The following is a 9981-nucleotide window of genomic DNA, read 5'->3' on the forward strand; positions in this document are numbered from 1 at the left end:
AAATATTGTTATTACAAGTCGTACAGCATTGTTTTATGAATTAAGGTATTGTAAGCGCTTATATGAAATTTCAAAAATCAGGTATTTTATGCTGATTGAAAGGATTTCTAATGATTACCTTTTCATAGGATGATTGTATGGACTATAAATTAAATATTCGAATATTAATGTACGAGGATTTTATATGGAAAATCAGAAAGTTAAAACAATATTGAAATCTGTGGTTATCATAGCAATATTATTTGTTTTAGTTTTTGGTCTTAGAGCTCAAGCTGGAGATATTGGCGGAGTTCCTAATGAACTTAAATCAAATTATATTGATGCTAATGGTCTTCCTTATTTCAGTGAAATGGACTCATACTTTAACTTAAGGATGACTCAAGATTATATGGATCATGGATATTTTGGTGATACTTTAGTAAATGGTTCCGGTTGGGATATGCATTCATACTATCCTTCTGGGCGGGATGTAGGTTCCTATCAGCCTATGATTGCATATGTAACCTCTTTCCTGCATGGAATAGTAAATATGTTCCAGGAAATGTCCCTTAAAGAAGTTGCATTCTGGACTGGTGCACTCATTTCATCCTTTGCAGTAATTCCAGTTTATATCTTCACAAGAAGAATTACCAATGATTATGGTGCAATTGCAGCTGCTTTGATAGTAGCATTAGGTCCTAACTATATTTCACACACATTTGCAGGATTTTTCGATACAGATATGTTCAACGTAACCTTACCTTTATTCTTTATACTCTTCTTCATTGAAGCGGTAAAAAGCGATAAGTTGGTTCATAGGATTATTTTCGCATTATTATCTGTTTTCACTATTGGAATCTATTCCCTTTCATGGACTGGGTTCATGTTCTACCCTGCAGTAATGATATTGGTTATGATAGCATTCTTCATTTTATGCTTCTATCTGGATATCCCTGTTTTAGAACCATTTAAAAATTATGATAATAAATTAAGTTGGTTGATCAATCAAAAAGAATTGTTCCCAACAATTTTAGTTATAGTATTAGGTCTTGTCGGACTTTTATTCACTGTTGGAATTGACGGTATTTTTAATGCTATCTCTGGTCTTACCGGTGGTTTCTCACTTTTAACTGCATCACATGATGTATGGCCTAACGTATTTGTATCCGTTGCAGAGATGCAGAAACCAAACCTTTTATATGGTGGACTTCCAGGTTCATTCTTGGCTAATACCAATGGTGTTATAAACGGGGTTGGTGGAATAGTCGCTTTCTTCGGTGTTTTAATGGTGTTATACACATTTATCCAAAGATTGCTTAGATTAAGATCTGTTAAGATCAAGACTGACCTTTCCAAACCACACAAATCTAAACGTCAAGCTACTTCCGTAAGAAAAGAACAAGAAAAATTCAGAATTTCACTTAAGGATATTGGATCTTTCGGTTCAAATGATGAAATCAATAAAAGTAAACGTTTAAATGTACTTTACTTATGTTTATTCTTTGTATGGATCCTTGCTTCTGCAGCAGCAGTAACTCAAGGTACTAGGTTTATTCAGGTATTAGTTGTACCGATGGGTATTTGTGCAGGTATTTTTGTAGGATATGCTGTTGATTATGTCAAATCCAATGTTGATGATGATAAGGTTTTATTATTGATAGCTCTTATATCTGCTTTCCTAATTGCATTCCCAATTACCCAAATCGTTTATGGTCTTGATAATGCTAGGATGATAGGTATAGCTGTATTCATTGTTCTTGCAGTTATTTCCGCTGTATTGATCTATGCTAGAAAATCCATCAAGGATTCTGACATCTCTCTTAAAAGAGCACTTGTTGTTGTCTTAATTACTTTAGCTTTAGTATCTCCAACTGTTTGTGGTGCTTTCCAAACTACAGCAGCTACTGTTCCAGGTTCAAGTGACCCTATGTGGAACGCAATGGACTATGTTAAAGAAAATTCTACTAATGATACAGTTATCATTTCCTGGTGGGACTTCGGTTACCTATTCCAGATTGCTTCTGACCACCCAACTTCCTTCGACGGTGGTTCTCAGTCAGGAGACCGCGCATACTGGGTAGGTAAGGCATTGGCTACATCAGATATAGCCCAATCTAAAGGAATCTTACAGATGTTGGGTACTACTGGTAGTAATGCTTCTGAATTATTATGCAATTACACAGGAAGTAATGTAACTGCTGTTGATGCATTGGACAAAACCTTAGGTAAGAGTAGAGAAGATGCTAAATCAACATTAATCAAAGATTATAATTTAACAGACAAACAAGCTAGTGCTGTTGTAAAACAATCACACCCATCCAATCCAAATAATGTCTCATTCGTTTTAAGTTCAGATATGATTGGAAAAGCTGGATGGTGGTCTTACTTCGGTTCATGGAACTTTGATACTTTGAACAGTACAAACTATCAATACTACATGGCTTCAGATTATGTTAAAATCAATCCTAATTCCGAAGGTAATATTACAGTTTTAAGTGACGGAGGCATCTTATACAATGCTGAAGTTAAAAGAGGATCCAAAGTAACCAACACTAGTATCAACACTAGCACTACCGCTCAAATGAGTGCTTATTGGGAAAAGAACGGTACTAAAGTTGACTTGAACGGTTCTGAATACAACCCTCTCAAAGCAAGTAACCTTATTTGTATTGAAGACGGTTACTTAACTAGTAATACAACCTTGGATAAAAACGGAAACTATACAATATACCTCTTAGGATCTGGAGATGATTATACTGCTATATTAATGGACAATAAACTTAAAGACTCAGTCTTTACCAGATTGTTCCTCTTAGGTGGTATAGGTCAAGATTCCTTTGAATTATGTAACATGCAAGATGGAGTTTCTGTTTGGACCGTCAAATAATCTCAAGTTCTATAGCTTGGATAACGACAGAGATGCATAAGTTAAATTATGTGCAAAATTAAAATTAGGTTATGGTTTGTAAGTTAAACTGTCCATTAGTTTTTCTTATAATTCCTATAACTTTTCTTTTCTTTTTTTTATTTTTTTTTAATTTCAAGTATTTTTTATTCTAAATGCGATTATTTTTTAAAATCATTTCTATTTTTACCGCATATTTTATATGTTAATAATACAAAATTTATATTATAATAAAATATTATACATTTTAAAAACACATTTTTAACAAAATGTTTTAAAATCAATTCTTATTTCGTAATAAATTATTTTATGGGGAGTTTATGTCTATAGAAGAAAAAATAAAAGCTATTGAAGAGGAAATTCAAAAAACACCTTATAATAAGGCTACTTCTCATCACATTGGTAAATTAAAGGCAAAAATTTCTAAACTTAAGGAAGAACAAATCAAAAGGAGTAGCGGTGGATCTAAAGGTGAAGGATTCCACATCAAGAAAAGTGGAGATGCTACGGCTGTTTTAGTAGGTTTTCCATCTGTAGGTAAATCTACCTTGCTTAATGAATTGACCAATGCTGAAAGTAAAGTTGGAGCTTATCAATTCACTACTTTGGAAATCATTCCTGGTGTTATGGAATACAATAATGCTCAAATTCAAATTTTTGACATTCCTGGAATCATTACTGGTGCTGCTGGAGGTAAAGGTAGAGGTAAGGAGATTTTGTCAGTGGCAAGAACCGCTGACTTGATTATTGTAGTATTGGACACTCTAAATCCACAGCATTTAAATGTTATCTTAAAAGAGCTTGATAATGTAGGTGTAAGACCAAATCAAACAAAACCTGACGTTAAAATTAAAAAGACACGTAAAGGTGGAGTCAATGTCTCAACAACAGTTCCTTTGACTTATTTAGATGAGAAAACCATCAGATCAATTATTAATGAGTATGGAATTCACAATGCAGATGTATTGTTTAGGGATGATGTCACAATCGACCAATTCATTGATGTGATTGAAGATAATAAGTCATATGTTCCTATGATGATTCTATTGAATAAGGTGGACTTGGTTGACCTTGATTACTTAAAGGAACTTCAAAAGGAAATTCCTGAATTCATACCTATTTCCGCAGATAAGAAACTCAATATTGATGCACTTAAGGAAGAGATATTTGATCGCGTGGATTTAATAAGGGTTTACTTGAAACCGCAAGGTAGAAAAGCAGATATGGAAGATCCTTTGGTTATAAGAAGAGGTTCTACAGTTATTGATGCATGTGAGAAACTTCACAGAGAGTTCGTTAAAAACTTTAGGCATGCTAAGATTTGGGGAACTTCAGTTAAATTCCCAGGTCAAAAGGTAGGTCCAGACCATGTTTTGGAAGACGAAGACGTCTTGCGTATCATTCTTAAAAAATAATCCTATTTTATTTTTTTAATTTTTTTAGATAAAATATAGAAAAAACATAAGTGTTAATATGTCTATTTTAAACGATTTGTCAAAGGATACAGTTATTTTCATATCAGGCACTCCATGCACTGGCAAAACAACTGTTGCTGCAAACTTAAATGATTATTTGTTAGATAATGAATTCGATTCAAAGCTTATAAAAATCAATGATTTCGCCATTGAAAATGAGTTGGTTTTAGGTGAAGACCCAGATAAGTTTTATAAAATCATTGACATTGATGGATTGAATGAATGTTTGAATAAGGAAATTGATCAAAACAGCAATGACGTTCTTATAGTGGAAGGTCACTTGTCTCACCTTTGTGAAGGTGCAGATAAGATGATTGTTCTTCGTTTAAACCCAAGCATTCTTAAAGACAGACTTGAAGAAAGGAATTATTCCGCATCTAAGATTCAAGAAAACTTGGAAGCTGAGGCACTTGCAGTCTGTTCTGCTGAAGCTTATGAGATTTATGGTGATGAAGTCAGTGAAATAGATGCTAGTGACAAATCAATTGAAGAGATACGTGATTTGATATTAGCTATTGCAAGTGGTAATATTGAATGTCCTATTGGTTCAATCGATTACATGGAATGGCTTTTAAATCAATGAATAACTTATGAAATATTGAAAACTCAATGAACCCACATTTAAATTGAAGATTAAAGTGATTTGATGGCATCAAGCAGAGAATATCTGGAATTTGTACTGGAACAACTAATCTGATTTAGAGGATATATCCTATCGTGCAATGATGGGAGAATACATCATCTACTATCGTGGTAAGATTGTTGGTGGCATTTACGATGACCGTTTTCTTGTCAAACCAGTGAAAACAGCATTGGAGATGATGCCCGATGCAGATATGGAATTGCCCTATGAAGGTGCAAAGGAAATGTTGCTCATTGATGATGTTGATGATAGGGAGTTTCTATCAGATCTTTTGGAAGCTATGTATGATGAACTTCCAGCCCCTAAGAAAAAACGTAAGTAGGCTATAAATTTATAACTTTTTTTTATAAATTTTTATTATATTATAATATATTATAGAAAACCTTTTTATATAATAAAAAACATATCTTATCTTAATATTCCTCTTGTACTATTATATTATAGGAATATTATTTAATTGCTTTATTTTTACATTGCTTTAAATTTGATTTCTCATCAAAATCTACTTTTATTTAGGCAATTAGTTATTTTAAAGAGATTATACTGTGTATGAGAGGAGTATCTATGGCTAGAGGAAAAAGACCCGATTGGATGATTGAGATAGCTCAAGAGAGGATGAATATTCTTTTTAATCGTGCAGAAAAGGAATATAAAGAGCATCCTGAAAGATCTCATAGGTATGTTGAGCTTGCTCGAAAGATTTCAAAGAAGTATAATACAAAGATTCCTCAAGCTTGGGGACGAAGATATTGTAAAAGCTGTTACAAATTTTTAGTTCCTGGCCATAACTGCACTGTCCGGCTAATTAATAATGAAATTAATATTTTTTGTGGTGAGTGTGGCCAAATTATGAAAATTCCTTACATCAGGGAAAAAAAGTTTAAAAGGAGAGCTAAAATTGACTCTTACACTTTCAAAAAAAGAGATTATGAATGAAGCTCGTTCCGCTATGACAATCAATATTGGAAAAGCTGGTGTTAACGACAATGTTATTGAAGAGATTAAACGTCAGTTAAAATCCAATCCTATTATCAAATTACGTTTTGCTAAAAATGTAGCAAGAAATAAAGATGATTTAATTAGCAGCATTGTTGAAGGCACAAAGGCTCAACTTATTGACGTTAGAGGGAATGTTGCTGTTATTTATAAAAAGCAATCCAATTAGATTACTCACTTAGAGTTACAGACACCAGTCTTAGGTGAGTCAAGATAACTGGATTAGAAACATATTAATTGGAGAAAATTATATGACAACTGTATTTGATGTTCCTGCAGAGTTATTAATTAATACTGTTGCAGATGAATTTAAAGATAATAATGATAAAATCGTTGCCCCTGAATGGACAAAACTTGTTAAAACTGGTGTTCACAAAGAAAGAAAACCAGAAAACATCGACTGGTGGTATGTAAGATGCGCTTCTATCTTAAGAAGAGTTTATATTGATGGACCAGTTGGAGTAAGAAGTTTAAGAACCTTCTACGGTGGTAAAAAAGATAGAGGAGTTAACCCTGAAAAATTCAGAAAAGGTAGTGGCTCTATTGTACGAGTAGCTTTACATCAATTAGAAGATGCAGGTTACGTAGAAAAAGTCGATGCTGGAAGAATTATTACTCCAGAAGGTAGATCTTTCTTAGATAATACTTCTGCTGAATTAATTAAAGATATTCCAGAACTTTCAAAATATTAGGTAGAATTAATTAGAATTGATCATTGGAATATTTTTAAAGGATTATTAAATGATTGATTCAATGAAAATAATTTAAATTAATGGGGTTTTTATTATGAGTGAACTTGATGAAATACGCAAAAGACGTATGGCTGAATTACAACAACAAGCAGCTATGAATGCTGACCCACAGCAATTGGCTCAGCAACAGTTGGCACAACAGCAAGCTGCTCAACAACAACAAGCAGAAATGGAAGCTCAGTTAAAGCAAGCTATGAAGCAAATTTTGACTCCTGAAGCTCGTGGAAGATTGGATAATCTCAGATTAACCAAACCTGATCTTGTTCAAAATATTGAAATTCAATTGTTACAATCAGCTCAAGCAGGTTCTCTTAGAGGAAAAGTAACTGATGAACAACTTAAAGTTTTGCTTAAAAATCTCATGGGTCAAAAAAGAGAGATCCATATTACAAGAAGATAATTGGCTTTTAGTTTTCAAATACTTCTAAATATCAACTTTGATAAAATGAAAGCTTGTGTTCTTTATAGTGGTGGCAAAGACAGTTCATTGATGGGGATTATCCTCAATCAATTAGGTTTTGATGTTGAACTTGTCACTGCCAATTTCGGTGTTTATGATTCATATCATCCGGCTCAAAAATCTGCAGAGTCCATTGGCTTAAAACATAAGGTTTTGGACTTGGACATTTCCATTTTGGAAAAGGCTGTGGATATGATTATGGAAGATGGATTTCCTAATGATGGAATAAAGTATCTCCATGAAGCTGTTGTAGAAGAAGTGGCAAATCATTACGATCTTGTTGCTGACGGTACAAGAAGAGATGACAAGACTCCGAAACTCAATAGAAACCAAATCAGAAGTTTGGAAGATAGAAAAGAGGTCCAATATATGAATTTGGATAGTTTTGGCTATAAAACCATCAAATATCTTGTAGGCAATCTTTTTGAATTGAAGCATGAGAAAAGCAATAAGGATACAAGTTCTGACTATGAAGTTGAAATCCGCTTATTGATTGATAAGAAAGGAGGAAACTCATCTGAAATTTTCCCAGAACATTATCAAACTAATGTTGTTGGGCTAAAAAAGTAAATCAAACAGGATTTAAGTTGTTACCATGATTATTAATATTAATTAAATTATTTTTCAAAATATCAAATTTATTATATTCGCGGTGAAAAAATGAGTAGAAATAAACCATTAGCTAAAAAATTAAGAATGGCTAAAGCTAATAAACAAAACAGAAGAATCCCTATTTGGGCTTATTCTAAAACTCAACGTAAATTAAGATACAGACCTAAACCTAGACATTGGAGAAGAAATGATCTCAAAATATAGGGGTGTTTAATATGGCAGAAGAATTAGAAAGAACTTATGTTATTCCACTTAGAAAAGTTAAAAACGTTAAAAGAACTATCAGAGCTCCTAGAGCTATCAGAGAAGTTCAAAACTTTTTAATGAAACATATGAAAGCTGAAGAAGTTAAACTTGACGCTTCTATAAATGAATTTATTTGGGAAAGAGGAATTCAAAAAATTCCATCCAAAGTAAAAGTAAACGCTGTAAAAGATGAAGAAGGTGTTGTTAAAGCAACTTTAGCAGAAAACTAATTTTGCTATGACTATATTTAATCATCTTTTAAATCTATTAAAAATTAAAATTTATATAAGGAATAAAATATGCTTAAAAGAATAAATTTAACTGGAAATCCTAATTTAGGAGTTTACATATCCGTTAATGATGAAGTAGCTATTGTTCCTTTTAATCTTCCTACTGAAATGGAATCTGTGATGAAAGAAGCACTTGAAGTAGATTTAATAAGAACTTCCATTGCAGGATGCAACTTGAATGGAGTTCTCGCTACTGGAAATTCCAACGGGTTCGTTGTTTCCCCACACACAACCGATAGGGAAATAGAACTTTTGGAGGATGCAGGGCTTAATGTTGCAAGACTCCCTGGAAAATACACTGCAGTTGGAAATATCCTTGCAGTAAACGATTATGGTGCTATGGCAGGTCCAAACATTAAGGAAGAAACTATCAAAGTCATTGAAGATACCTTAAAGGTTCCTGTGGAAATATATCAATTTGCTGATTCCAAGATTGTCGGTTCAGCAAGTATAGTTACCAATAAAGGTGCTCTCTTGCATAGAGATACCTTATCCGATGAACTTGATCATGTTGAAGAGTTCTTTAAGGTTGAAGGAAATATCGGAACCGTATGCAAAGGTATGCCTCTTGTAGGTGCATGTGGTATCGCTAACTCTAATGGAGTTATGGTTGGAGAACATACCACCGGTCCTGAAATGGCTAGAATCGAAGAAGCTTTAGGTTTCTTGGATTTCGGTGATTTTTAATTTCATCATAGTTTAAGGATATGTTGTGTTAATTGATTATTTTCATTAATATTCAATTATAGGTCAGATGATTAATTATAGTATTATTAGGAAGGGATTCTTATGTTAACAAAAATTTATAGAATTAAAGGTAGTTTTGTAATGGGTAGTGAAACCCAAGTTTTCACTAAAGAGTTAAAAGCTATCAAAGAAGAAGACATTTATGAAAAACTTTATTCCATCTTTGGAAGCAAACATGGAATTAAAAGAAACCAAATTAAAATAGACTCTATTGAAGAAATTGCTGAGGATGAAGTTGTAGATCCTATTGTAAAAGCAATTCTTTAAATGATAATCTAATCTTTAGGTGTTAAAATGGAAGACCAGCAAAAATTACAACAAATTTTAGCTCAACTTGAAGTTTACAAATCTCAATCTGAGTTATATCAAAACCAAATTGATGCAGTTCAAGCTTCACTTGCTGAAATTAAAATTTTAGAATCTACATTAGATGATATTAGTGATAAAGACACCATTGAGACTTTAGTCCCTCTTGGTGCTGGCTCCTTCATTAATGCAGAGATTAAAAATGAAAATAAAGTTATTATGAGTCTTGGTTCTGGTGTAGCAGTAACTAAAACTTTCGAAGAAGCTAAACAAACTACTGCTGAACAGAAAAAAGAGCTTGAAAATACCCTTGACAAATTATTTGCAGACTTGCAACAAATTACTAATATTGTAGCACAGCTTTCTCCTCAAGCTGAACAATTGATGCAAAAACTTCAAGGTCAAGGCATGATGTAATTCAAGCTTTTCCAAGCTTTTTTGGTCTTCGACCAAAAAACCTTGACCAAAACTTTTTCCAAGCTTTTTTAGTCTCCGACTAAAAAACCTTGACCAAAACTTTTTTCATTTATGGGAGTATTAAGCTTCTTAATTTGTTTTTAATCTTTTTCT

General features: G+C 32.8%; 13 protein-coding genes and 1 pseudogene. All 14 read left to right on the forward strand.

Annotation, left to right across the window (positions count from 1 at the left end):
• Positions 1-184 precede the first annotated feature (184 nt).
• The 14 genes and pseudogenes from ACKI67_RS01835 to pfdA all read left to right on the forward strand — a co-directional run bounded on the left by ACKI67_RS01835 (position 185) and on the right by pfdA (position 9828).
• A complete protein-coding gene (locus tag ACKI67_RS01835) occupies positions 185-2866 on the forward strand; it encodes an STT3 domain-containing protein (RefSeq protein ID WP_407461694.1) in 2682 nt (893 codons plus the stop codon).
• Between the two features lie 338 nt (positions 2867-3204).
• Positions 3205-4299 carry an OBG GTPase family GTP-binding protein gene (locus ACKI67_RS01840; RefSeq protein WP_407461695.1) on the forward strand — a complete coding sequence of 365 codons (1095 nt, stop codon included), beginning with the start codon at positions 3205-3207 and terminating at the stop codon, positions 4297-4299.
• Positions 4300-4357: 58 nt separating this feature from the next.
• A complete protein-coding gene (locus ACKI67_RS01845) occupies positions 4358-4942 on the forward strand; it encodes an adenylate kinase family protein (protein WP_407461696.1) in 585 nt (194 codons plus the stop codon).
• Positions 4943-5005: 63 nt separating this feature from the next.
• Positions 5006-5324 (forward strand): annotated as a pseudogene (locus ACKI67_RS01850) (TfoX/Sxy family protein).
• 242 nt (positions 5325-5566) lie between these two features.
• Positions 5567-5938 (forward strand): ribonuclease P protein component 4, encoded by a 372-nt coding sequence (locus ACKI67_RS01855; RefSeq protein WP_407461697.1) that lies wholly within the window; start codon positions 5567-5569, stop codon positions 5936-5938.
• Complete coding sequence (locus tag ACKI67_RS01860; RefSeq protein WP_407461698.1) at positions 5931-6167, forward strand: YhbY family RNA-binding protein; 237 nt, start codon at positions 5931-5933, stop codon at positions 6165-6167. The genes ACKI67_RS01855 and ACKI67_RS01860 overlap by 8 nt, the downstream gene beginning before the upstream one ends.
• An 82-nt stretch (positions 6168-6249) precedes the next feature.
• Entirely contained in the window at positions 6250-6690 is a 441-nt protein-coding gene (locus ACKI67_RS01865; protein WP_296855858.1) for a 30S ribosomal protein S19e, read from the forward strand.
• 94 nt (positions 6691-6784) lie between these two features.
• Positions 6785-7150 (forward strand): DNA-binding protein, encoded by a 366-nt coding sequence (locus ACKI67_RS01870; protein WP_407461699.1) that lies wholly within the window; start codon positions 6785-6787, stop codon positions 7148-7150.
• Positions 7151-7195: 45 nt separating this feature from the next.
• Positions 7196-7780, forward strand: coding sequence for a hypothetical protein (locus ACKI67_RS01875; RefSeq protein ID WP_407461700.1), 585 nt, complete (start codon positions 7196-7198; stop codon positions 7778-7780).
• A gap of 90 nt (positions 7781-7870) precedes the next feature.
• Positions 7871-8026 carry a 50S ribosomal protein L39e gene (locus ACKI67_RS01880; protein ID WP_067145211.1) on the forward strand — a complete coding sequence of 52 codons (156 nt, stop codon included), beginning with the start codon at positions 7871-7873 and terminating at the stop codon, positions 8024-8026.
• An 11-nt stretch (positions 8027-8037) separates the two neighbouring features.
• The gene (locus ACKI67_RS01885) at positions 8038-8298 is read left to right on the forward strand and encodes a 50S ribosomal protein L31e (RefSeq protein WP_292778657.1); all 261 of its coding nucleotides are present in this window, start codon (positions 8038-8040) and stop codon (positions 8296-8298) included.
• 69 nt (positions 8299-8367) lie between these two features.
• Positions 8368-9045: a translation initiation factor IF-6 gene (locus ACKI67_RS01890; protein ID WP_407461701.1), complete on the forward strand. Its 678-nt coding sequence runs from the start codon at positions 8368-8370 to the stop codon at positions 9043-9045.
• A gap of 102 nt (positions 9046-9147) precedes the next feature.
• Positions 9148-9372: a 50S ribosomal protein L18Ae gene (rpl18a, locus tag ACKI67_RS01895; RefSeq protein ID WP_407461702.1), complete on the forward strand. Its 225-nt coding sequence runs from the start codon at positions 9148-9150 to the stop codon at positions 9370-9372.
• Between the two features lie 27 nt (positions 9373-9399).
• The gene (pfdA, locus tag ACKI67_RS01900) at positions 9400-9828 is read left to right on the forward strand and encodes a prefoldin subunit alpha (RefSeq protein WP_407461703.1); all 429 of its coding nucleotides are present in this window, start codon (positions 9400-9402) and stop codon (positions 9826-9828) included.
• Positions 9829-9981: the final 153 nt, after the last annotated feature.

Source organism: Methanobrevibacter sp., from assembly GCF_045577275.1.
Classification (GTDB): Archaea; Methanobacteriota; Methanobacteria; order Methanobacteriales; family Methanobacteriaceae; genus Methanobrevibacter.

What these genes read in the sequence shown, in the direction of transcription:
- ACKI67_RS01835 (WP_407461694.1), top strand. Translation starts at nt 185, where the DNA reads ATGGAAAATCAGAAAGTTAAAACAATATTGAAATCTGTGGTTATCATA.
- ACKI67_RS01840 (WP_407461695.1), top strand. Translation starts at nt 3,205, where the DNA reads ATGTCTATAGAAGAAAAAATAAAAGCTATTGAAGAGGAAATTCAAAAA.
- ACKI67_RS01845 (WP_407461696.1), top strand. Translation starts at nt 4,358, where the DNA reads ATGTCTATTTTAAACGATTTGTCAAAGGATACAGTTATTTTCATATCA.
- ACKI67_RS01855 (WP_407461697.1), top strand. Translation starts at nt 5,567, where the DNA reads ATGGCTAGAGGAAAAAGACCCGATTGGATGATTGAGATAGCTCAAGAG.
- ACKI67_RS01860 (WP_407461698.1), top strand. Translation starts at nt 5,931, where the DNA reads ATGAATGAAGCTCGTTCCGCTATGACAATCAATATTGGAAAAGCTGGT.
- ACKI67_RS01865 (WP_296855858.1), top strand. Translation starts at nt 6,250, where the DNA reads ATGACAACTGTATTTGATGTTCCTGCAGAGTTATTAATTAATACTGTT.
- ACKI67_RS01870 (WP_407461699.1), top strand. Translation starts at nt 6,785, where the DNA reads ATGAGTGAACTTGATGAAATACGCAAAAGACGTATGGCTGAATTACAA.
- ACKI67_RS01875 (WP_407461700.1), top strand. Translation starts at nt 7,196, where the DNA reads ATGAAAGCTTGTGTTCTTTATAGTGGTGGCAAAGACAGTTCATTGATG.
- ACKI67_RS01880 (WP_067145211.1), top strand. Translation starts at nt 7,871, where the DNA reads ATGAGTAGAAATAAACCATTAGCTAAAAAATTAAGAATGGCTAAAGCT.
- ACKI67_RS01885 (WP_292778657.1), top strand. Translation starts at nt 8,038, where the DNA reads ATGGCAGAAGAATTAGAAAGAACTTATGTTATTCCACTTAGAAAAGTT.
- ACKI67_RS01890 (WP_407461701.1), top strand. Translation starts at nt 8,368, where the DNA reads ATGCTTAAAAGAATAAATTTAACTGGAAATCCTAATTTAGGAGTTTAC.
- rpl18a (WP_407461702.1), top strand. Translation starts at nt 9,148, where the DNA reads ATGTTAACAAAAATTTATAGAATTAAAGGTAGTTTTGTAATGGGTAGT.
- pfdA (WP_407461703.1), top strand. Translation starts at nt 9,400, where the DNA reads ATGGAAGACCAGCAAAAATTACAACAAATTTTAGCTCAACTTGAAGTT.